The organism is Streptomyces sp. 5K101 (genome assembly GCF_046506645.1).
Classification (GTDB): domain Bacteria; phylum Actinomycetota; class Actinomycetes; order Streptomycetales; family Streptomycetaceae; genus Streptomyces.
On sequence record NZ_JBKFFO010000006.1, the window covers coordinates 211513 to 233473 of the forward strand.

At 73.8% G+C, this 21961-nt stretch carries 19 protein-coding genes and 3 pseudogenes; 12 read left to right on the forward strand and 10 right to left on the reverse strand.

From position 1 onward, the window contains the following. Nucleotide 1 precedes the first annotated feature (1 nt). The 3 genes and pseudogenes from ACLB9X_RS14580 to ACLB9X_RS14590 form a co-directional block, all read right to left on the reverse strand. On the reverse strand, nucleotides 2–1225 hold the full coding sequence (locus ACLB9X_RS14580) for a PQQ-binding-like beta-propeller repeat protein (RefSeq protein WP_410360765.1): 1224 nt from the start codon (nucleotides 1223–1225) through the stop codon (nucleotides 2–4). Between the two features lie 73 nt (nucleotides 1226–1298). Beyond that, nucleotides 1299–1886, reverse strand: coding sequence for a Uma2 family endonuclease (locus tag ACLB9X_RS14585; protein WP_410360766.1), 588 nt, complete (start codon nucleotides 1884–1886; stop codon nucleotides 1299–1301). A 107-nt stretch (nucleotides 1887–1993) separates the two neighbouring features. Continuing rightward, nucleotides 1994–2390: pseudogene (locus ACLB9X_RS14590) on the reverse strand (MarR family winged helix-turn-helix transcriptional regulator); the annotation flags it as partial. Between the two features lie 41 nt (nucleotides 2391–2431). Here ACLB9X_RS14590 and ACLB9X_RS14595 point away from each other — a divergent pair. Continuing rightward, nucleotides 2432–2641, forward strand: coding sequence for a hypothetical protein (locus ACLB9X_RS14595; RefSeq protein WP_410360767.1), 210 nt, complete (start codon nucleotides 2432–2434; stop codon nucleotides 2639–2641). A gap of 180 nt (nucleotides 2642–2821) precedes the next feature. Beyond that, complete coding sequence (locus ACLB9X_RS14600) at nucleotides 2822–3283, forward strand: hypothetical protein (protein WP_410360768.1); 462 nt, start codon at nucleotides 2822–2824, stop codon at nucleotides 3281–3283. 72 nt (nucleotides 3284–3355) lie between these two features. On the opposite strand, the gene ACLB9X_RS14605 is transcribed toward ACLB9X_RS14600, so the two are convergent. The 3 genes from ACLB9X_RS14605 to ACLB9X_RS14615 all read right to left on the reverse strand — a co-directional run bounded on the left by ACLB9X_RS14605 (nucleotide 3356) and on the right by ACLB9X_RS14615 (nucleotide 5955). Continuing rightward, the gene (locus ACLB9X_RS14605; protein WP_410360769.1) at nucleotides 3356–4648 is read right to left on the reverse strand and encodes an MFS transporter; all 1293 of its coding nucleotides are present in this window, start codon (nucleotides 4646–4648) and stop codon (nucleotides 3356–3358) included. A 61-nt stretch (nucleotides 4649–4709) separates the two neighbouring features. Further along, on the reverse strand, nucleotides 4710–5072 hold the full coding sequence (locus tag ACLB9X_RS14610) for a hypothetical protein (protein ID WP_410360770.1): 363 nt from the start codon (nucleotides 5070–5072) through the stop codon (nucleotides 4710–4712). A 199-nt stretch (nucleotides 5073–5271) separates the two neighbouring features. Further along, the gene (locus ACLB9X_RS14615; RefSeq protein WP_410360771.1) at nucleotides 5272–5955 is read right to left on the reverse strand and encodes a GDSL-type esterase/lipase family protein; all 684 of its coding nucleotides are present in this window, start codon (nucleotides 5953–5955) and stop codon (nucleotides 5272–5274) included. Between the two features lie 93 nt (nucleotides 5956–6048). Here ACLB9X_RS14615 and ACLB9X_RS14620 point away from each other — a divergent pair, with 93 nt between their 5' ends. Further along, the gene (locus ACLB9X_RS14620) at nucleotides 6049–6753 is read left to right on the forward strand and encodes an N-acyl homoserine lactonase family protein (RefSeq protein WP_410360772.1); all 705 of its coding nucleotides are present in this window, start codon (nucleotides 6049–6051) and stop codon (nucleotides 6751–6753) included. Between the two features lie 57 nt (nucleotides 6754–6810). On the opposite strand, the gene ACLB9X_RS14625 is transcribed toward ACLB9X_RS14620, so the two are convergent. Further along, nucleotides 6811–7398 carry a TetR family transcriptional regulator gene (locus ACLB9X_RS14625; protein WP_410360773.1) on the reverse strand — a complete coding sequence of 196 codons (588 nt, stop codon included), beginning with the start codon at nucleotides 7396–7398 and terminating at the stop codon, nucleotides 6811–6813. A gap of 87 nt (nucleotides 7399–7485) precedes the next feature. Between ACLB9X_RS14625 and ACLB9X_RS14630 the strand changes: the two genes are divergently transcribed. Both ACLB9X_RS14630 and ACLB9X_RS14635 read left to right on the forward strand, forming a co-directional pair. After that, the gene (locus tag ACLB9X_RS14630) at nucleotides 7486–8328 is read left to right on the forward strand and encodes a class I SAM-dependent methyltransferase (protein ID WP_410360774.1); all 843 of its coding nucleotides are present in this window, start codon (nucleotides 7486–7488) and stop codon (nucleotides 8326–8328) included. Between the two features lie 32 nt (nucleotides 8329–8360). Continuing rightward, nucleotides 8361–9332 (forward strand): WD40 repeat domain-containing protein, encoded by a 972-nt coding sequence (locus ACLB9X_RS14635; protein ID WP_410360775.1) that lies wholly within the window; start codon nucleotides 8361–8363, stop codon nucleotides 9330–9332. 115 nt (nucleotides 9333–9447) lie between these two features. Here ACLB9X_RS14635 and serC read toward each other — a convergent pair whose 3' ends face one another. Both serC and ACLB9X_RS14645 read right to left on the reverse strand, forming a co-directional pair. Further along, a complete protein-coding gene (serC, locus tag ACLB9X_RS14640) occupies nucleotides 9448–10566 on the reverse strand; it encodes a phosphoserine transaminase (RefSeq protein ID WP_410360776.1) in 1119 nt (372 codons plus the stop codon). Nucleotides 10567–10673: 107 nt separating this feature from the next. Continuing rightward, a complete protein-coding gene (locus tag ACLB9X_RS14645; RefSeq protein WP_410360777.1) occupies nucleotides 10674–11210 on the reverse strand; it encodes a GTP-binding protein in 537 nt (178 codons plus the stop codon). A 220-nt stretch (nucleotides 11211–11430) separates the two neighbouring features. Here ACLB9X_RS14645 and ACLB9X_RS14650 point away from each other — a divergent pair. Next, nucleotides 11431–11666: pseudogene (locus tag ACLB9X_RS14650) on the forward strand (FAD-binding protein); the annotation flags it as partial. A 233-nt stretch (nucleotides 11667–11899) separates the two neighbouring features. Here ACLB9X_RS14650 and ACLB9X_RS14655 read toward each other — a convergent pair. Then, complete coding sequence (locus tag ACLB9X_RS14655) at nucleotides 11900–12763, reverse strand: LysR family transcriptional regulator (RefSeq protein WP_410360778.1); 864 nt, start codon at nucleotides 12761–12763, stop codon at nucleotides 11900–11902. Nucleotides 12764–13091: 328 nt separating this feature from the next. On the opposite strand from ACLB9X_RS14655, the gene ACLB9X_RS14660 reads away from it, so the two are divergent. The 6 genes and pseudogenes from ACLB9X_RS14660 to ACLB9X_RS14685 all read left to right on the forward strand — a co-directional run bounded on the left by ACLB9X_RS14660 (nucleotide 13092) and on the right by ACLB9X_RS14685 (nucleotide 21930). Continuing rightward, a complete protein-coding gene (locus tag ACLB9X_RS14660; protein WP_410360900.1) occupies nucleotides 13092–14009 on the forward strand; it encodes an EamA family transporter in 918 nt (305 codons plus the stop codon). Nucleotides 14010–14093: 84 nt separating this feature from the next. Then, a pseudogene (locus ACLB9X_RS14665) lies at nucleotides 14094–14882 on the forward strand (TIGR03084 family metal-binding protein); the annotation flags it as partial. A gap of 263 nt (nucleotides 14883–15145) precedes the next feature. Then, nucleotides 15146–16921 (forward strand): acyclic terpene utilization AtuA family protein, encoded by a 1776-nt coding sequence (locus tag ACLB9X_RS14670; protein ID WP_410360779.1) that lies wholly within the window; start codon nucleotides 15146–15148, stop codon nucleotides 16919–16921. After that, a complete protein-coding gene (locus ACLB9X_RS14675; RefSeq protein ID WP_410360780.1) occupies nucleotides 16918–18516 on the forward strand; it encodes an acyl-CoA carboxylase subunit beta in 1599 nt (532 codons plus the stop codon). Before ACLB9X_RS14670 ends, ACLB9X_RS14675 begins: the two co-directional genes overlap by 4 nt. A 10-nt stretch (nucleotides 18517–18526) precedes the next feature. After that, a complete protein-coding gene (locus ACLB9X_RS14680; RefSeq protein ID WP_410360781.1) occupies nucleotides 18527–20803 on the forward strand; it encodes a biotin carboxylase N-terminal domain-containing protein in 2277 nt (758 codons plus the stop codon). Further along, entirely contained in the window at nucleotides 20800–21930 is a 1131-nt protein-coding gene (locus ACLB9X_RS14685) for an acyl-CoA dehydrogenase family protein (protein ID WP_410360782.1), read from the forward strand. Before ACLB9X_RS14680 ends, ACLB9X_RS14685 begins: the two co-directional genes overlap by 4 nt. Nucleotides 21931–21961: the final 31 nt, after the last annotated feature.

Below are 21961 nucleotides of genomic sequence, written 5' to 3' on the forward strand. Positions count from 1 at the left end.
ATCACTCGTGGCGGCGGCCGGTGTCCGCGTCCGCGCAGTGCAGCCGGGCCGTGACGCCGTCGTCGGTCCGGGACAGGAACAGCACCCGGTCGGTGCCGAGCGGGACGGGGTAGTTGCTCGACAGGTTCGTGGGCACGACCCACTGGACCTTGCCGTCGACGACGCCCGCGACCGTCTTGTTCCCGCCGACGAACAGGTGCTTCGGTCCGGCGGCCAGCTCGGACGGCTTGCGCAGGGTGCGGCCGTCCGGCCCCGTGAGCGGGACGGGGCGCAGCCTGCGGCGGCCGCCGCGCGCGTCGGCCTCGTAGAGCCGGTCGCGCCAGGTGACGGCGTAGATCCGGTCGCCGACGCAGGCGGCGGGCCCTTGGAAGGACGTGAAGCGCCACGAGCCGAGGCGCGGGCTCGCCAGGATTTCGGCGGTGTCGCGGCCCCCGTACGCGTACAGCCGGGCGCGGCGCTTCAGGGACTCGGAGAACAGGGCGCGGCCTCCGTCGAGGAGCACGGGGTCGTAGGTGAAGCGCCGCACGGCCCGCTTGGGGAAGCGGGTGCGGGACACCTCCTCGCCGGTCCCGGTGGCGCGTACGGAGAGGACGGCGGAGGAGCTCCGGCTGTGGAAGACGGCGGCGTCGTTCGGGCCGGTGTGCCGGATGAGGGAGCCGTAGCCGGCGGCCGGCCGGTTCCACAGCTCGTCGCCGGTGCGGGTGTCGAGAGCACGGAGGTCGCCGACGTCGAGGACGAGGCGTACGCCGCGCACCACGAGGCCCCAGATCCGGCTGAACTCGTCCTCCCACAGGGTCTCGCCGGTCCGCGCGTCGACACCGGCGATCCTGCGGCGGTCCTCTCCCGCCTTGCCCCACAGCACCACGGTGGGCCCGGCGGCCGCGAACCTGTTCAGCGCGCTCTTGCGCCGCGTCCAGAGCACCTCGCCGGTCGCGGCGTCCAGGGCGGCGAACGCGCCGCGTTCGGTGTCCCGTTGGACGGGCAGCACGATCGTGTCGCCGGCCAGTGCCAAAGCGTCGGGGACGGGATCCGTGAGCTCCCTGCTGCACCACAGGAGTTGGCCGCTGTTCGGGTCGAGGGCGGCGATTCGGCCGCCGGTCAGGGGTACGTAGACGGTGCCGCCCGCGACGACGGGCCTGAGCAGCGTCCCGGCCGGCGCCCGCAGGGTCCACAGGCCGCTGTCCTCGTGGGACGCGACGGTCAACTGCGGTATGTCATCGGCCATATGGCGCCCCCGGGCATACACGGACCCTGTCCGCGGATGGTAACGCCGGGCCGGGGCAGAACCCCAGCCTCCGCTACTCCCGGGGGAAGTCGGAGGTGGTGAGGGTCAGGCCGACGGGGGTGCGGGTGAGGTCGACGTCGGTGCCGAAGGTGACGGTGGTCTCGGTGGTGTAGTCGCCGTCCTTGGGGTCGGTGTAGAGGTGAACCTTGCCCTGGTACGGGTCGGCGATCAGGAGGACGGGGACTTGGGCGACGGCGTACGCGACCTTCTTGGGGCCGTAGTCGTTGTGGCCGGTGCCCTTGGAGATCACCTCGGCCACGAACTCGACGTCCTGGTAGCGCCAGCGGCCGGACGCGTCCTTCTTGGCGTCGTCGCGGAGTTTGGCGACGTCGGGAGCGAAGCCGTTCCGCGCACCAGGGAAATCGATCCGTACGTCTGACAGCACGCGTACGTCCATGCCGAAGCGGTCCTCCAGGGCCCGTACGATCCGGCGGATGATGTCCCAGTGATTGTCCCGCTGTGGCGACATGAAGACGGCCCCCTCGACGATCTCGACCTTGAATCCTTCGGGGGCGGATTCGAGCCACTGGAACATCTCGTCCAGAGTGCGCTCGTCGTTGTTCTCGGCCATCTCGATCCTGCGCTCGTCCAAGGCGGTCATCGTGGCACTTCTCCCCGGCTGCCGCTCGAACGCATGCAGCCGTGCGGTACAACGATACGCACAGTGACCGGGTCACGGAGGCGAAGCGGCGTCACGCGCCGGGGCTCTCACCCGCCGCCCTGCCAGCCCGCCGCGTCCAGGCGGAAGCTCTCCGGGCCCGACACCATCCGGAGCGCGGACTCCAGGTCGCGCAGGCGGTCGGGGCCCATCAAGGTCGCCCATCGCGCGCGCAGTTCGTCGAAGATCTCGGCCGAACGGGCCGGGGCGTCCAGGCCGTGCGGCGTAAGGCGGATGAGCTTGCGGCGGGCGTCGGCGGGGTCGTCGGCGCGTTCCGCGTAGCCGAGGGCGACCAGCCGGTCGACGGTCCCTGCTTGGTGACCCCGAGCCTGCGTCCGATGTCGCTCGCGCTCGCGCCGGCCGGGCCGATCGCCTGCATCGCGAAGCCGTACGCGGGCCGCACGTCGGGGTGGCCTGCTCGGCGAGCTCGGCGTGCAGGGTGTCGATCGCGCCGGGCGCTCGGAGCGGACCGCGACCTGATCGCGGCGTTGCGTGAGCAGCGCGCCCTGGAGAACGAACGCCTGGAGGGGGTGCGGGAGTTCACGCTGGAGGTGCTGCGCACGGCGCGCGCGGTCGGCGATGACGAGCTGCGTGCCTTCCTCGGACACGGGTACACCCCGCAGAACGCCCTGGAGGTGGTCATGGGCATCGGCACGTACACGATGTCGACGCTCGCCAACCGGCTGGTGCGCGCCTGACCCGGGTCCCCATTCCTGCCGACAGCTTCAGGTCCGGCACGGGGTGGCGGCCACCCGGGCGGAGGGGTGGAATCCGGACGTTGTCGATGCGGTCGGGTGCGTGCCCCTTCCCTTCTTCGGAGCCCCGTGCCGCAATGGCGTCCGCCAGCCCGTGACCCCCACACGAAGGCGGGACCCCCCATGAAGCACAGCACCCTGCTCCTCGCCGCGACCCTTGCCGCCGCCACCCTCGCCGTGGCGCCGGTGGCCGATGCCGCGCCTCAGGTGACCCCGGAGACGGCGACGTTGTCGTTCGACTGCGGTTCCTACGGCTCCGGTACGGCGACGCTCAAGGCCGCGCAGGACGGCACGGCCGCCACGATCGAGGTCTCGACGGAGGCGATCACAGCACCCGTCCCCATTGCGGCCGACTCGGTCGAGTCCACGCTCACCCTCGCGAAGAACGGTTCCGGCACGACGACGTTCACCGGCAACGCCAACCCGGCGATCCCGGCCGGCGGCGCGGTCTCGACCGGGCCGCTGAACGGCACCGTCGCCGCGGGCGACAGCCTGGAGGCGGCATCCCTGACGGTGGTGGTCTTCGGCGTCACGGCCGAGTGTACGGCGACGTCGCCGCAGGACCCGGGGCCGTTCGTCTTCTGAGGCTCCTCAAACCGCCGTGCCCCGGTCGACGAACGGGGCACGGCGGCGGGCACGGAGGGAAAGGCCACGGGCTCAGGTCCGTGCCGTCCCCGTCGTACGGGAGACCTCCCCGGACACCGGCCGCTCCGGACGGGCCTGACGGATCGGGGTGAGCAGCGCCAGAGCCGCGATGAGCAGGAGACTCGCACCGGCCGCCAGGCCGACGGGCGCCGTGCCGTGGCGCTGCGCGGCCCAGGTGAGAAGCGCCGCGCCCAGCGGGGCCGCCGAGTAGTGGATGGTCCAGAACGCCGACGTGACCCGGCCCAGCAGATGATCGGGCGTCACTTCCTGACGCAGGGACAGGGAGCAGGTCCCGGCGACGCTGACGCAGCAGAGGAAGGCGGCCGTCAGTACGGCGACGCCCGGCGCGCTGCGGGCGGTGCCGATCCCCGCGACGGCGACCCCGCAGACCGCCACGGCGCCGATCCACGTCGCACCGAAGCCGAGCCCGCGCCGGACACGGGCCACCAGCAGGGCGCCGGTGATCGTGCCCACCGCTCCGGCCGCGAAGACCGTGCCGACGGTGCCGTCACCGTGGCCGAGGTCGTGCTTCAGGTGGTAGATGAGCAGGTCGTTCAGGCCGAGCGTCAGGAAGCTGAAGAAGGACAGAAAGACGGTCAGGGCCCGCAGCACCGGGTGCCGCCGGAGGAAGGACACCCCGGCGAGCAGGTCCTTCCCCAGCGTTTGCCGGGCCGTCTCGGCCTCCGCCGGTGTGCGGTTGCGGAACCGTACGAAGGCCAGGCAGGCGGCCGATACGCCGAAACTCGCCGCGTCCACGCCGACCGCGGCGGCCGGGCCGGACCAGGCCGCCACCACGCCCGCGCACAGCGGGCCGACGACTCCGGCCGCCGCGGCCGTCGCGTTCAGCCTGCCGTTGGCCTCCGTAATGCGGTCCCCCGGGACGAGGGCGCGTACGACGGTGACGTACGTGACCGAGAACAGCATGCCGACGGCCTCGGCCAGGGGCAGCACCACGTACAGCAGACAGATCTGCGGACCGAACGCCCACGCCAGGGGAACGGCCGCGTAGAGCACCATGCGGGCGAGGTCGCACGCGATCAGCAGCTTCCTGCGGTCCAGCCGGTCGACCACGATCCCCGCGAAGACCCCGGCGACGACGGATGCCGCGCCCGCGACGGCGGTCAGCAGGCCCATCTGCGCGACGGACCCCGTCTCCCGCAGCACCAGGAGCGGGAGGGCGATGAGGGCGAACGAGTCCCCGATGACCGAGAGGGTCTGCGCGACCCAGAAGAGACCGAAGTCGCGGTTCTGCCGAGGGGGCCGGGACCGGTTCGGCAACGGCTCGTCATCGGGGACTTCGGGCATCCGGCGAGCATAGGACGGCGTCGGCGGCGGCCGCCTGCCCTTTTCGGGCGGGCGGGGCCGGTCAGTACGAGTAGATGGACGTGGCCCTGATGCGGTAGTAGGTGCCCCAGGACGTGCAGAGAGTCGTGCCGCCCGAGCTGGTGTACGCCGTGCCGTTGGCCTGGATACGCCAGCCGGGGTACGCGATGAAGCCGCCACCGGACTTGTAGAGGCCGCCGTTGCCGCCGACGGTGTAACCCGGCAGGTAGTAGTGGCGTCCGCTCGATGTGACCAGGTACGGGCAGCCGTCCGCCTTCTGGTAGGTGCCGTAGTACGTGGTGCTCTCCGCCGCGCCGGCACTGCCGGACGCGGTGAGCACGGAGGCCAGGGACAGCATGGTCCCGGCGAGGGCCGTCGAGAGGTTGCGCAGCTTGCCGGTCTTCATCGTGTCTCCCGTTGGTCGAGTGGTGACGTGACGGGAAAGACGATGCCGGGGCCGGGCGGATTCCGGTGGGGCGGAGCGCTGTCCCGGACAGGGCCGGCGCTCTGACCTGGGCTTCTCCTCCGTGTCCCGGACGGCGTCCCGGTGCGCGTCAAGGACGCGATCAAGGTGCTTGTGGTGGGCGCTTTCCGCGTGCGACCCCTCAGACGGTGCCCCGGTACGCGCGGCCCAGTCCCCACGCCTGGTGCATCGCGTCGGCGAACGCGGCCGCCAGTTTGTGCTCGCCGGTCGGGCCCGGGTGGGTGCCGTCGTAGGTGTCGCGGTGGATGTCGTACGACGGCGGGCGCGAGGCCAGCAGGATCGGGGACGTCGGTGTGTCCAGGTCCGCGACCGCCTTCGCGAGGAGCACGTTGAAGCGGTCGCACTCGGCGGCGAACGGGGCGTCGGACTCGGCGCGGACGTTGGGGATGACGGGCAGCAGGACCATGCGCACGTGCGGGTCGGCCTCGCGGGCGCGGGCGATGAACTCCCGGGCGTTCGCGGCGGTCTGGTCGCTGTTGGTGTAGAAGCCGAGGTCTATCAGGCCGAGCGAGACGAGGACGATGTCCGCCCGGTGGGCGGCGACCGTCTCCCGGATGACGGGGGCCATGTGGAGCCAGCCCTCGCCCCAGCCCGCCAGGTGGCGGCGGGCCTCGGCGGGGAAGGCCGGGTCGGCGTACGCCGTCGACACAGGGGCGTTCGCCTCGGTGTCGTACAGCGTGGTGCGCGGGCCGACGATCTCGAACGGGTCGCCGAGGGCGGTGAGGTGCTGCCACATCCGGTAGCGCCAGCTGTAGTCGCCGGCGCGTCCGATGGTCATGGAGTCGCCGACGAACAGGAAACGCATGGGCGTCATCATCGCCGAACTCGTCGGTAACCCGTCAGTGATCGGCGATGTGAGGCTGGACACGGCACCGACGCCGACGGGCAGGATGGCGTGATGGCGAACGCATCGGTGGTCCACCGGCTCGATCTCGGCTACTTCGTCCGTTCCGCCGCCGAGGCGGGCGGCCCGCATCCGCGGGTGGAGCCCGTGCTCGCCCATCTGGTGTGTACGGGCGGAGAGTTGATCCTCTTCGACACCGGGATCGGTGCGGGGCACGACGGCGTCGAGGCGCGGTACCGGCCGCGGCGCAGGCCGCTCGCGGCGGCGCTGGGCGCGGTCGGTGTGCGACCGCAGGACGTCTCGCTCGTCGTGAACTGTCACCTGCACTTCGACCACTGCGGCGGCAACCCGCTCTTCCCCGGCGTCCCGCTCCTGGTCCAGCGCGTCGAACTGGCGACGGCCCGGCGCGGCGACTACACCCTCGACCACCTGGTGGACTTCCCCGGCGCCCGCTACGAGGAACTGGACGGCGAGGCCGAGATCCGGCCGGGGGTGCGGGTGGTGCCCACACCGGGACACACCGACGGGCACCAGTCCCTGGTGGTCGACCGCCCCGGCGGCGCGCTGGTCCTCGCCGGGCAGGCGTACGACACCGCCGCCGACTTCGGGGCGGCCGACCTCGCGCGGCGGGCCGCGCGCGAGGGTGTGGCGCAGCCGCTCCCGCCGTACCCCGTGTGGGTGGAGCGGCTGGCCGACTTCGCCCCGGCGCGGGTGCTGTTCGCGCACGACTGCGCCGTGTGGGAGCCGTCGGGCCACTGACGGGGCGCCGGAGGATCAGGGGCGCGGGAGCGGGTGACCGGCCCGGTGGTCGCGCGGTCACGGACGGAGCAGCAGGGCCACCAGCCGCCCGACCTGGTCGCGTGGATCCGGCGCGCCCGGCCACGTGGTCATCAGCAGGTGGTGGACCGTGCCCACCAGGGCGAGCGCCGCTGCCGCCGTGTCCAGACCCGCGGGGACGCGGCCGAGGGACCGCTCGGCGTCCAGGTAGCGGGTGACGGACTCCTGGATCGCGGTGAAGCCCGGCGCTCCGGACGCCATCGCGTCCCGGAAGCGTTCGGCGGCGCCGGGGCGGGTGAGGGCGAGGCCCGAGACGTCCGGCCCGGTGGCGGTGAGCAGCGCGGTGGCGACGCCGGAGAGGTTGGCCGCGACGGTGTCCTTGCCCGCGCGGGCCGGGAGCTCCGCCGCGAGCGCGGCCGTGCGGGCGAGGCGGTCCAGGACCAGTTCCGCGACGAACTCGTCCAGTCCGCCCGCGAAGTGCGCGTGCAGCAGGCCCTTGGCGCAGCCCGCCTCGTCCGTGATCGCCCTGCTGGTCAGGGCGCCGGGTCCGGCCGCGGCGACGACGCGTTCGGCGGCGGCGAACAGCAGCTCGCGGGCGTTGGGTACGGCGACTCCGCGCGGTGACATCCGGATCCCTTCCAGAGGGGCATGGACAGTATGGGCGTGTGCCCATACTGTTTGGGCGTACGCCCATACTAGTCGGGAGGCACTGCCGTGCAGAACGTCGTCAACACCGAGCAGGAGCAGGCGTGGAACGGTCACGAAGGCGCCCACTGGGCCCGCTGCCAGGACCGCTGGGACGCCGTCAACGAGGGGTTCAGCGAGCCCCTGATCGCCGCCGCCGCGATCCGCGCCGAGGACAGCGTCCTCGACATCGGCTGCGGCGCCGGGGCCACCACCCGCCTCGCCGCCCGGCGCGCGGCCGGCGGCCGGGTCACGGGCCTGGACCTGTCGGCCCCGATGCTGGAGCGCGCCCGTGCCCGCGCCCGCGCCGAGAACCTCGGCAACGTGGCCTTCGAGCGCGGCGACGCCCAGGTGCACCCGCTGGAGGGCCGGGCCTTCGACGTGGCCATCAGCCGCTACGGCGTCATGTTCTTCGCCGACCCGGTCGCCGCCTTCGCCAACATCCGCGCCGGCCTGCGCCCCGGCGGCCGCGCGGCGTTCGTCGTGGCCGCGGACGCCGGGGACAACGAGTGGCTCCAGGCCCTCGCCCGGCTGCGGGGCCTGCTGCCGTTGGGCGGCTTCGGGGCGACAGGCGGGCCGGGCATGTTCTCGCTCGCCGACCCCGACCGCATCCACGAGGTACTGGCGGGTGCCGGCTTCGACGGGATCGCGGCCGAGCGGGTGGAGGCGTACGGGAGGTGGGGGAGCGACGCCGAGGACGCCACCGCGTTCCTGCTGAGCTCGGGACCCGGACGGCATCTGCTCGCCCAGGTCGACGAGGCCACCGGCGAGCGGGCCCGGCGCGAACTCGCCGACGTCCTGCGCCTGTACGAGAAGGACGGCGCCGTCCGGCTGCTCAGCACGGCCTGGCTGGTCACCGCCGTGCGCCCGTAGCGACGGGGGGCGGAGGTGGCAGGCTGGGGGGCATGCGTTCCTTTCCGTACGTCACCGGCCTCGCCGCCGCACTCGTTCTCGCCGCCGCCGTGCCCGCCGCGGCGGAAGACGACGGGTTCACCATCGAGGACCCGAGGATCACCGAGTCCAGCGGGCTCGCGGCGAGCCGGGCGCACCCCGGGATCTACTGGACGCACAACGACCAGGACGAGCCCCGTGTCTTCGCCGTCGACTCGGCGACGGGCGCGACGGTGGCGACGATCACCCTGCAAGGCGTGGGCACGCCGCGCGACATGGAGGCGATCTCCGTCGGCGCGGACGGGAACGTCTACGTCGGCGACATCGGCGACAACCTCGGCGGCGGCTGGGACCACGTGTGGATCTACCGCTTCCCGGAGCCGTCGCGGCTGCGCGACCAGACGGTGCGCGCCACCCAGTTCGTCGTGCAGTACGCCGACGGGCCGCGCGACGCCGAGGCGCTGATGGTGCATCCGAAGACCGGCCGCGTCTACATCGCCTCGAAGAACGAGGACGGGGGCGGGCTCTACGAGGGCCCGGCCACGCTCAGCGCGTCGGGGACCAACACCTTCCGGCGGATCGGCGAGGTGCCCTGGGTGACCGACGGCGCGTTCTCCCCGGACGGCGGGGAGCTCGTGCTGCGCTCGTACTTCAGCGCCCGCGGCTACGTCTGGGAGAACGGCCGCCTGGGCGCCGACCACCGGGTGCGCGCCCCCATCCAGGGGCAGGCGGAGTCGGTGACGTACACGCTCGACGGCAAGGCGCTGCTGTTCGGCACGGAGGGCGAACAGAGCCGCGTCGAGCGGGTGGAGGTGGCGTCGGGGGACGAGGGCGGCTCCGGCGGCGACACGGCCCGGCCCGGCGTGGGGGATGTGTCCGGCGCCGGCGACGGGGCCGAGGAGCCCGGCGCGACGACGTACGGTCTGCTGGTGCTCGGCGGCGGAGCGCTGCTGGTGCTCGCCCTGCGACGTCGCAGGCGTGGCTAGGTTCCGTCCGGAACGGGCGTGGTCGCCTGCCACGGGCTTGGTCAGCACGTGAACCGGCACGTACGGCGAAGGGCCCGGCGGTTCGGCCGCCGGGCCCTTCGCGTACAACCCGCTGCTACAGCTTCTCGATCACGTAGTCGATGCACGCCGTCAGCGCCTCGACGTCCGCCGGGTCGACCGCCGGGAACATCGCGATGCGCAGCTGGTTGCGGCCCAGCTTGCGGTACGGCTCGGTGTCCACGATGCCGTTCGCGCGCAGCGCCTTCGCCACCGCCGACGCGTCGATCTCGTCGGCGAAGTCGATCGTGCCGATGACCTGCGAGCGCTTCGCCGGGTCCACGACGAACGGGGTGGCGTACTTCGACGCCTCGGCCCAGCCGTAGAGGGTGCGGGACGACGTGGCCGTGCGGCGCACCGACCAGTCGAGGCCGCCCTGGCCGTTGATCCACTTCAGCTGCTCGTTGAGCAGGAAGAGGGTGGCGAGCGCCGGGGTGTTGTACGTCTGGTTCTTGCGGGAGTTGTCGATCGCCGTCGGCAGGCTGAAGAACTCCGGCACGTGGCGGCCGGACGCGTGGACGCGCTCGGCGCGCTCGATCGCGGCCGGGGAGAAGACGGCGAGCCACAGTCCGCCGTCGGCGGCGAAGGACTTCTGCGGGGCGAAGTAGTAGACGTCCGACTCGGTGATGTCGACCGGCAGACCGCCCGCGCCCGAGGTGGCGTCCACCAGGACCAGCGCGCCCTCGTCGGCGCCGGCGACCCGCTTGACCGGGGCCGCGACACCGGTCGAGGTCTCGTTGTGGGTCAGGGCGTAGACGTCGACGCCCGCCTCGGCCTGCGCCTCGGGGTGCGTGCCGGGGTCGGAGGAGATCACCGTCGGCCCGGCCAGCCAGGGCGCCAGCTTCGCGGCCTTGGCGAACTTGGACGAGAACTCGCCGAAGGACAGGTGCTGGGACTTGTTCTCGATCAGCCCGTGCGTCGCGATGTCCCAGAAGGCGGTGGAGCCGCCGTTGCCGAGGACCACCTCGTAGCCCTCGGGCAGGGAGAACAGCTCGCGCACACCTTCGCGCACCTCGCCGACCAGGTTCTTGACCGGAGCCTGGCGGTGGGAGGTGCCGAGCAGGGAGGTACCGGTGGCGGCCAGGGCGTCCAGCGCCTCCGTACGCACCTTGGAGGGGCCCGCGCCGAAACGGCCGTCGGCGGGCTTGATGTCAGCGGGAATCTGGATATCAGCCACGAGCCGGAGCGTATCCCCTCAGGCTGTCGGCCGCCGACTCGGTCCGGACCATGAGACGGCTCTTGAGACGGGCTCCGAAGACGGCGCGCATGCCCCTGAGCTGCGGGTCAGCCGGCGAGTTCCGCAAGGTGTTTGAGCAGCGCGATCAGCACGAACTTGCTGGACGAGTGGTCCCGGGCGTCGAACTCGACGAGCGGCACGTCCGGCCCGAGCGTCAGCTCCCCGCGGATCTCGCCCTCCGATCGGAACGGGCCACCGAAGTCGTTGACGGCGACGATGAACGGCGTGTCGCGACCCTCCAGGCAGTCGATCGCGTACCGGGCGCCGTCGAGCGCGCGGGTGTCGACCAGGACGACGGCGCCGGTCGTACCGTCCAGGAGCGGGTCCCACAGGAAGCGGAACCGGTCCTGCCCGGGCAGGCCGAAGAGGTGGAGCACCGTGCGCTCGTCCAGGGTGAGGCGCCCGAAGTCGAGCGCGACCGTCGTCACCGTCCGGCCCGGGGCGGCGGCGGGGGCGCTGATCGGCTCCTCCGTGTGCAGCGGACGGATCTCGCTGACGGACCGCACCATCGTCGTGCTTCCCGTGCCGGAACCGCCGGCCACGACGATCTTCATCGCGCTGAGCTGTGCCCCCGCGCGGGTCATCGTTTCTCGTCGGTGCCGGTCATCGCACAATGCCTTCCGGGGATGCGGTGGGGAGTGTCGAAGCCGCTGCATGCTGATCAAGTGGAGGTCACTATAGGAGAGTTGGCGATCACATGGGCAAGAGCCGGGCGCCTGACTTTCCGATCGTTTCCGCACACCGTGCACGACCGGGGCGGGCCCTCGGGGACGTGACGCAGGTGTGAGGCGTGCCGCGCGGGCCATCCTGGGAGACACGACAGGGGATACGCAGGACGTGGCGCGGGCGCTCAGGTCCGCCGTGCGCGGCGACGTCGCTTCGGCGCCGCTGCACGGGCCCTGATGACCATGGACGCCTCCGACTACCGGCGCGTCCCGGACCGTGTGGCGGCGCCGCGCGACGCGGACGACGTGGCGGCGGCGCCGGCGGTGTGCCGCCGGCACGGGGTGCCCGTGGTGCCGCGCGGCGCGGGGACGTCGCCCTCACCCCGGCGGGCGCACCCGTCACCCTCGGGCGGGGCACCGGCTCCGCCGGCGTGCCGCCCGGCCGGGCTCCCGGCCCGCGGGGCCTGGCGGGCGGAGCCGTCGGCCCTGGTGGCGTGCAATCGCCCCGCTGGGCGATGGAGGCCAGGGGGCGGACCACGGCAACCGGCGTGCGGCCGCCCCCGACACGACGGATGCGGTCCGGCTGTGCCGGGCCCGCGCCGGGCCGGTCAGTGGGGCCCCGTTGTCACCACCTGGCGGGTCAGGGCCAGCAGGGCGCGCACCGCCGGGTGCGGTGACGTTGCGCGCCAGGCGAGCAGGACCGGGACCGGTGGCGCATCGGTCAGGGGGCGGTAGGCGACGCCCGGGTGGGTGTGCAGCTCGGCGGTGGAGGCGGCCGAGACACCCGCAGCGCGGCCCGCCGCGATCGCGGTCAGCCAATCGTCGGTGTTGCCGACGGTGAGCGTGTCGGCGGGCCGGGCGTCGGGCGGCCACAGGTCGGGCGTCGTCATGCCGGAGACGGTGTTGAGCACGACGGGCCCGGTGGCCAGGTCGGCGAGGGTGAGCGCGGCGCGCTCCGCCAGCAGGCCGTCCGCCGTGACCGCGGCGACGCGCGCCTCGGTGAAGAGCAACGCCGTGACCAGGCCCGGCGTGTCGACCGGCCCGCGCAGCACGGCGGCGTCGACCCGGCCGCTGGTCAGCCCGGCCGTACGGTCGTCGACGCGCAGCAGTTCGAGCGGTGTCTCCGGCTGCTCGCGGCCCCAGCGGCGCAGCAGCGGCGTGGTGTACGGGCCGAGCGCGGCCCAGGCGTGGCCGAGCCGCAGCGGTGTGCGGAGCAGCCGGCCCGCGTCGAGGGCCTCGTCGAACGCGGCGACGGCGGCGGCCGCCTTGTCGCGGAACGCCCGCCCCTCGGCGGTCAGCGCGAGGTGGTGCGTGGAGCGGTCGACGAGCCGGGTGCCGAGATGCCTCTCCAGCGCGGCGAGCGAGCGGGAGACGCTGGGCTGGGTGAGGTTCAGCCGGGCGGCGGCCCTGGTCACGCTCGACTCCTCGGCAATGGCGAGGAAGCAGCGGAGGTGACGCAGCTCGATGCTCATACGTACGGAGCATAACCGCAGCGAGAACGGCATTTCACCAGGGGCGTTCCGGATCCGTAGCGTGGTGGGGGTGGCAGCGGGTCGAGGTGAGCAGGGAGGTGGGGCGGTGAACGAATCGCGGTCCGGTCGAGGGCGCACGTTCGCGGGCGCGGGCGCGGCGATCGCCAGGGCCGCCGCGCGCAGGGGGTCAGCGGGGGACGCGCAGGGCGGTTCGGCTCCGGGTCGTTCGGCCGGCGGGGCCGGCTCGGTGGGTGCGGGTCGCCGTACGACGGACCACCGTACGGCGCGGTCGTCGGGCGCCCACGGCGCGGCCGGCGCCGTCGTCGTCCTGCCCGAGGGCGTCGGACCCGCGGACCGGGCTGATGCGTCGGCGGGGCCGTCGCCGCGCCCGCGGCGGTCGCTCGGACCCGTGTCGCTCGTCGTGGCGGGCGCGCTGTCCGTGCAGTTCGGCGCGGCGATCGCCGTGATGCTGATGCCGCGTACGGGCCCGCTCGGCGTGGTCACGCTGCGGCTCGTGCTCGCCGCCCTCGTACTGCTCCTCGTGTGCCGGCCGCGCCTGCGCGGGCACTCGCGCGCCGACTGGAGCACCGTCCTCGCCTTCGGGGCCGCGATGGCCGCGATGAACGTCCTCTTCTACCAGGCCGCCCACCGCATCCCGCTCGGCGCCGCCGTCACCCTGGAGGTGCTCGGCCCGCTCGTCATGTCCGTGATCGCCTCGCGCCGGCTCGTCAACCTGCTGTGGGCGGGGCTCGCGCTCGCGGGCGTGTTCCTGCTGAGCGGCGGCGGTTTCGACCGGCTCGACCCCGTGGGCGCGCTGTTCGCCCTGGGGGCGGGCGCGATGTGGGCGGCGTACATCGTCTTCAGCGCCCGCACCGGGCGGCGTTTCCCGCAGGCGGACGGGCTCGCCCTGGCGATGGCCGTGGGCGCCCTGCTCAGTCTGCCGCTGGGCCTGATGGAGGCCGGGGCGAAGCTGGTGGTGCCGTCCACGCTGGGACTCGGCCTCGCGGTGGCCCTGATGTCGTCGGTCCTGCCGTACACCCTCGAACTGCTTGCGCTGCGCCGGCTGCCGGCGGCGACGTTCGCCGTGCTGATGAGCCTGGAGCCGGCGATTGCGGCGACGGCCGGCTTCCTCGTCCTGGACCAAGCCCTTTCGCCGGCCGAGGTGGCGGCGATCGCGCTGGTCGTCGCGGCGAGCATGGGGGCGGTACGGACGCAGGCGGCCGGAAAGGGCCGCACCGCAGGCTGAAATTCAAAGCAAGCATGCTTGCTTGTTTTCTGGAACGCTGCCATGCTCCGGGGCACGAACCGTCGTGCCCACTGGGAGCGTTACGTGTCCGATCCGACTGCCGTGTTCGACGACCTGCGCGACGAGAGCGATGAACTCGACCGGCTGGTCGCCCCGTCGGCCCCCGGCGCGTGGGCCACGGCGACCCCCGCCGAGGGCTGGAGCGTCGCCCACCAGATCGCCCACCTCGCCTGGACCGACCGGGCCGCGCTGACGGCGGTCACCGATCCGGACTCCTTCGCCGTGGAGGTCGCCAAGGCGCTCGCCCCGCCGCGCTCCTTCGTCGACGAGGGCGCGGCCGAAGGGGCGGCGCTGCCGCCCCTCGACCTGATGGACCGGTGGCGCGAGGGCCGCGAACGGCTGCTGACCGCCCTGCGCGAGGCCCCGGCCGGTGCCCGGTTCCCCTGGTACGGGCCCCCGATGAGCGCCGCCACGATGGCGACCGCGCGCCTGATGGAGACGTGGGCGCACGGTCAGGACGTCGCCGACGCGCTCGGCGTCGTACGGAAACCGACGACGCGGCTCGCGCAGATCGTGCGCCTCGGCGTGCGGACGCGGGACTTCGCGTACGGGGTGCACGGGCTGACCCCGCCGGCCGAGCCGTTCCGCGTCGAACTGACCGGACCCGGCGGCGAACTGTGGGCCCACGGCCCCGAGGACGCGGCCCAGCGGGTGACCGGCCCGGCGCTGGACTTCTGCCTCCTGGTCACGCAGCGGGCGCACCGCGCGGACCTGTCGCTGCGGGCGACGGGCCCGGACGCGGACCGCTGGCTCGACCTCGCCCAGGCCTTCGCGGGCCCCCCGGGCAAGGGCCGCGAGGCCCGCGGTGCGGGCGGGGAGGCTGGTGGGCGTGGGTCCGCGCAGCACGCGGCTGCTGCCGCTCGGCACGACGCAGGCAGCGGGAGCGCCGTCCGGGACCGTACGGCCGTCGGCGGCTCGTCCGCCGGTCGCGAGGCCGGTGCGGCCCCGAATAAGGCCGACGTCGGCCCGTCAGCCGGTCGCGAACAGGGTGCGGCTCCGGGCCGTACGGACGACGCGGCCGCCCTGGACGACCGCCGGGAGGCCGAGGGCACCGGTCACGTCGACGGCGGGCAGGGATGACCGGCCGGGCGGGCGCACCCGCCGCCGGGCCGTTGCGGGTCGGGAACGCCTCCGGGTTCTACGGAGACCGGTTCGACGCCGTGCGCGAGATGCTCACCGGCGGGCCCCTCGACGTGCTCACCGGGGACTACCTCGCCGAGCTGACCATGCTCATCCTCGGCCGCGACCGCCTCAAGGACCCCCGCCTCGGCTACGCCAAGACCTTCCTGAGGCAGTTGGAGGACACCCTCGGACTCGCCCACGAGCGCGGCGTCCGCGTCGTCACCAACGCCGGCGGCCTCTACCCCGCCGCACTCGCCGACGCCGTCCGCGCACTCGCCGCACGCGTCGGCGTCCCCGTCCGCGTCGCCCACGTCGAGGGCGACGACCTCTCCGCCCGCTTCCCCGGCGCGCTGACCGCCAACGCCTACCTCGGCGGCACCGGCATCACCGCCTGCCTGCGCGCGGGCGCGGACGTCGTCGTCACCGGCCGCGTCACCGACGCGGCCCTCGTCACCGGCCCCGCCGCCGCGCACTTCGGCTGGGGACCCGAGGATCACGACAGGCTCGCCGGCGCGGTCGTCGCCGGGCACGTCCTCGAATGCGGCACCCAGGCCACCGGCGGCAACTACGCCTTCTTCGCCGAAGCCGGCAACACCGTCCGCCGCCCCGGCTTCCCCCTCGCCGAGATCCACGCCGACGGCACCTGCGTCATCACCAAGCACGACGGCACCGGCGGCCTGGTCGACGTCGGCACCGTCACCGCGCAGTTGCTGTACGAGACGGGCGGCGCGCGGTACGCCGGACCGGACGTGACCGCCCGGCTCGACACCGTACGCCTGACGCAGGACGGCCCGGACCGGGTGCGGATCTCGGGCGTGCGCGGCGAGGCCCCGCCGCCCACGCTCAAGGTCGGCCTCAACCGCATCGGCGGCTGGCGCAACGAGGTCGTGTTCGTGCTGACCGGGCTCGACGTCGAGGCCAAGGCCCGCCTCGTGCAGGACCAGTTGGAGGACGCGCTCGGCGCACAGCGGCCCGCCGAGGTGCGCTGGGAGCTGGCCCGCACCGACGCGGCCGACGCCGACACCGAGGAGCGCGCCAGCGCCTATCTCCGGCTCGTCGTGCGCGACCCGGACGCGGAACGTGTCGGGCGCGCGGTGAGCAGCGCCGCGGTCGAGCTCGCGCTCGGCAGCTACCCCGGCTTCCACGTGACGGCCCCGCCGGGCAAGGGCGCGCCGTACGGGGTGTTCGACGCGGCGTACGTCCCGGCCGCCTCGGTCCCGCACACCGCCGTGCTGCCGGACGGCGAGCGCGTCGAGTTGGGGGCGCCGCCGGGCACGGCCGCGGTGACCCCCGACGCCGCACCCGCGCCCGTACCCGACCCCGCCGACGCCCCGCCCGCGCACGCCCCCGACCCCGCCGACACCGGCCCCGCGCTGCCCGAGCCCCTGCCGCCCGGCCCGACCCGTCGCGCCCCTCTCGGTCTCGTCATGGGCGCCCGCAGCGGCGACAAGGGCGGCGACGCCAACATCGGCGTCTGGGCCCGCACCGACGACGCCTGGCGCTGGCTCGCCCACGAACTGACCACCGAGCGGCTGCGGACCCTGCTCCCGGAGACCGCCGGGCTCGCCGTCGCCCGGCACGTGCTGCCCAACCTGCGCGCCCTGAACTTCGTCGTCGAGGGAATCCTCGGCCAAGGCGTCGCCGCGCAGGCCCGTTTCGACCCGCAGGCCAAGGCGCTGGGCGAGTGGCTGCGCGCCCGCTACGCCGACATCCCGGAGGCTTTGTTGTGACCGTCCTCGGCTCGGCCCTCGATGTGACGGGCCCCGAATACGCCGCCCGCCGCGAGGCGATGCTCGACCGTCTCGCCGACCTGGAGGCGGAGCACGCCAAGGCGCTGGCGGGCGGCGGCGAGAAGTACGTCGCCCGGCATCGCGCACGGGGCAAACTGCTCGCGCGCGAGCGGATCGAGCTGCTGCTCGACCCCGACACCCCCTTCCTGGAGCTCTCGCCGCTTGCCGCGTGGGGCAGCGACTGTCCCGTGGGCGCGTCGATCGTCACCGGCATCGGTGTCGTCGAGGGCGTCGAGTGCCTGATCACCGCCAACGACCCGACGGTGCGCGGCGGCGCGTCCAACCCGTGGACGCTGAAGAAGGCCCTGCGCGCCAACGAGATCGCGTACGCCAACCGGCTGCCGTGCATCGCGCTCGTCGAGTCGGGGGGCGCGGACCTGCCGTCCCAGAAGGAGATCTTCATCCCCGGCGGGGCGCTGTTCCGTGACATCACCCGGCTCTCGGCGGCCGGGATCCCGACGATCGCGGTCGTGTTCGGCAACTCGACGGCCGGCGGGGCGTACGTCCCCGGCATGTCCGACCACACCGTGATGATCAAGGAGCGGTCGAAGGTCTTCCTCGGCGGGCCGCCGCTGGTGAAGATGGCGACTGGCGAGGAGAGCGACGACGAGTCGCTGGGCGGCGCGGAGATGCACGCGCGGACCTCCGGTCTCGCGGACCACTACGCGCTCGACGAGCAGGACGCGCTGCGTCAGGCACGGCGGATCGTCGCCCGCCTCAACTGGCGCAAGGCGCACGCGGATCCCCTTCCGGCCGAGCAGCCGAAGTACGCGGCCGACGAGCTGCTCGGCATCGTGCCGGAGGACCTGAAGACGCCGTTCGACCCGCGGGAGGTCATCGCCCGGATCGTGGACGGCTCGGACTTCGACGAGTTCAAGCCGCTGTACGGGCCCTCGCTCACCACGGGCTGGGCGAGCCTGCACGGCTATCCGGTCGGCGTCCTCGCCAACGCGCAGGGCGTGCTGTTCAGCGCCGAGTCGCAGAAGGCGGCCCAGTTCATCCAGCTCGCCAACCAGCGCGACATCCCACTGGTCTTCCTGCACAACACCACCGGCTACATGGTCGGCAAGGAGTACGAGCAGGGCGGCATCATCAAGCACGGCGCGATGATGATCAACGCGGTGTCCAACTCCCGTGTCCCGCACCTGTCGGTGCTGATGGGCGCGTCGTACGGAGCCGGGCACTACGGCATGTGCGGGCGGGCGTACGACCCGAGGTTCCTGTTCGCGTGGCCGAGCGCCAAGTCGGCGGTGATGGGCCCGCAGCAGCTCGCCGGCGTGCTGTCGATCGTGGCCCGCGCGTCGGCGGCGGCGAAGGGGCGGCCGTACGACGAGGAGGCGGACGCCGGGCTGCGGGCGATGGTCGAGCAGCAGATCGAGGCCGAGTCGCTGCCCGCGTTCCTGTCGGGGCGGCTCTACGACGACGGGGTCATCGACCCCCGCGACACGCGGACGGTGCTCGGCCTGTGCCTGTCCGCGATCCACACGGCACCGGTCGAAGGCGCCCGCAGCGGCTTCGGCGTCTTCCGGATGTGAGGACCCTTCCGTGATTGCTTCTGTCCTGGTCGCGAACCGCGGTGAGATCGCCTGCCGCGTCTTCCACACCTGCCGTGACCTCGGGATCGCGACGGTCGCGGTCCACTCCGACCCCGACGCCTCGGCCCTGCACGTGCGGGAGGCGGACGCGGCGGTACGGCTGCCGGGCGCCGCGCCCGCGGAGACGTACCTGCGCGGCGAGCTGATCGTGAAGGCGGCGCTGGCGGCCGGCGCGGACGCGGTGCACCCGGGGTACGGATTCCTGTCCGAGAACGCGGGCTTCGCGCGCGCCGTGCTGGACGCCGGCCTGATCTGGATCGGCCCGCCTCCCGAGGCGATCGAGGCGATGGCGTCGAAGACGCGGGCCAAGGAACTCATGGGCCTCGCGCCCCTGGACGCCCGTACGCTCACCGAGGCCGACCTTCCGGTCCTGGTGAAGGCGGCGGCGGGCGGCGGGGGCCGGGGGATGCGGATCGTCCGCTCGCTGGCCGCGCTGCCGGGCGAACTGGAGGCGGCGAGCTCGGAGGCGGCGTCCGCGTTCGGCGACGGCGAGGTGTTCGTCGAGCCGTACGTGGAGGACGGCCGCCATGTGGAGGTCCAGATCCTCGCCGACACGCACGGCACGGTGTGGGCGCTGGGCACGCGGGACTGCTCGCTGCAGCGCCGCCACCAGAAGGTGATCGAGGAGTCCCCGGCGCCGGGACTGCCGGGCGACCTCGTGGACGCGCTGCACGCGCAGGCCGTGCGGGCGGCGCGGGCCGTGGGCTACACGGGCGCGGGCACGGTCGAGTTCCTGGTGGGCCGGGACGGCCGGGCCCACTTCCTGGAGATGAACACGCGTCTGCAGGTGGAACACCCGGTCACCGAGGCCGTGTTCGGCATCGACCTGGTGGCGATGCAGCTGGCCGTGGCGGAGGGGGCGGCCCTGCCGCCGGACCCGCCGCGGGCCACGGGCCACGCGGTGGAGGCCCGCCTGTACGCGGAGGACCCGGCGTCCGGCTGGACCCCCCAGACGGGCGTGCTGCACGAACTGAGCGTCCCCACCCACCCGCCCTTGACCGCGGGCGCTGGGGCCGCGCTCGCACCGGGGGCCGTGGGGGTGCGCCCGTGGGGCGGTGCGCCTCCCGCCTCCGGCGGTTCGGCGCTGCGCGCGGCAGGTGGGGCCTCCGTGGTCCCCGGCGGGTCGGAGCCGCACCACGGCGGGGGCGCTTCCCGGCCCGAGGGGCCGACAGGCCGCGCCCTCGCCTCGGGCGGTTCGGCGCTGGGCGCGGAGGGCGGGACGCCTCCCGCCTCCGGCACCCCGGCGCCTCGCCCGGAGGGCGGGGCCTCCCTGGCCCCGGGCGGGTCCGTGCCGCACGCCGGCGGGGGCCCTGTCCGCCCCGAGGGGCCGGCGGGCTACGCCCCCGCCGCCCCGGCCGCGCCGTGGGTGCGGGTGGACAATGGGTACGCCGACGGTGACGCCATCGGCGTGCACTACGACCCGCTCATCGCGAAGGTCGTCGCCTGGGCACCCACCCGCGCCGAGGCGGTTCGCAGGCTCGCGCATGCCCTGCGGCGGGCCCGGCTGCACGGGCCCGTCACCAACCGTGACCTGCTGGTGCGGTCGTTGGAGCACCCCGACTTCGCCGAGGCGTGCTTCGACACCGGGTTCTACGAGCGCCGCCTCCGCGAACTCACCGGCCCCCGGCCCGGCGAGGCGCACGCCGCCGTCGCGGCGGCGCTCGCGGACGCCGCCGCCCGCCGGGGCCGGTTCGGCGGCGCCTGGCGCAACCTCCCCTCCCAGGACCAGGTCAAGACCTACAACGGCCACGAGGTCCGCTACCGGCCCACCCGCGACGGGGGCTACGAACTGCCCGGCACCCCCGGCGTACGCGCCGTCGAGGCGACCGAGTCCCGCGTGCGGCTGGAGACCGACGGGGTCGTACGCGCCTACGACGTCGCCGTTCACGGCGACAGCGTGTACGTCGACAGTCCCGCCGGCGCCCACACCCTCACCGCGCACCCCCGGTTCACCGACCCCACCGCCCGGGCCGAGCCCGGCTCGCTCCTCGCTCCCATGCCCGGGACCGTCGTGCGCGTCGGGGACGGCGTCCACGAGGGCGCCCGGGTCGTCCAGGGACAGCCGCTCGTCTGGCTGGAGGCCATGAAGATGGAGCACAGGATCGTCTCGCCCGCCTCCGGCACGCTCACCGCGCTCCACGCCCACCCCGGCCGCCAGGTCGAGGTCGGCACCCTGCTCGCCGTCGTACAGGAAGTACCGGAAGCCCAGGAGGACATCGCGTCATGACCGTCATGGAGAGCCAGGACCACCGGGACCTGCGTGCCGCCGTCGCCGCCCTCGGCAGGCGGCACGGCCGGTCCTACAACCGCGCCGCACTGTGGGCCGAGGCCGGCAAGCTCGGCTACGTCGGCGTGAACCTCCCCGAGGAGTACGGCGGCGGAGGCGGCGGCATCAGCGAACTGTCCATCGTGCTCGAGGAGTCCGGCGCGGCCGGCTGCCCGCTGCTCATGATGATCGTCTCGCCCGCGATCTGCGCCACCGTCATCGCCCGGTTCGGCACCGACGAGCAGAAGCGCACCTGGCTGCCCGGTCTCGCCGACGGCAGCCTGAGCATGGCGTTCGGCATCACCGAGCCCGACGCCGGATCCAACTCCCACCGCATCACCACTACCGCCCGCCGCACCGCCGACGGCTGGTCGCTGACCGGCCGCAAGGTCTTCGTCTCCGGCGTCGACATCGCGGACGCCACCCTGATCGTCGGGCGCACCGAGGACGCCCGCACGGGAAGGCTGAAGCCCTGCCTGTTCATCGTCCCCCGCGACGCCGAGGGCTTCCACCGCTCGGCCATCGACATGGAACTGCACGCGCAGGAGAAGCAGTTCGAGCTCGTGCTCGACGACGTACGCCTGCCCGCGAACGCGCTCGTCGGCGACGAGGACGCGGGCCTGCTCCAGCTGTTCGCCGGGCTCAATCCCGAGCGCATCATGACCGCCGCCTTCGCCATCGGCATGGGCCGCTACGCCCTCGCCAAGGCCGTCGACTACGCCAAGGAGCGCCAGGTCTGGAAGGACCCCATCGGCGCCCACCAGGCCATCGCCCACCCTCTCGCCCAGGCCCACATCGAGCTGGAGCTCGCCCGGTTGATGATGCAGAAGGCCGCCGCCCTGTACGACGCGGGCGACGACGCCGGTGCCGGGGAGGCGGCCAACATGGCCAAGTACGCGGCCGGCGAGGCGTGCGTGAGGGCGGTCGACCAGGCCGTGCACACCCTCGGCGGCAACGGGCTCACCCGCGAGTACGGTCTCGCGAAGCTGGTCACCGCGTCCCGGGTGGCCCGTATCGCCCCGGTCAGCCGCGAGATGATCCTCAACTACGTGTCCCACCAGTCCCTGGGTCTCCCCAAGTCGTACTGACAGGCGACATCCTGGCCGTCCGTACCCACCC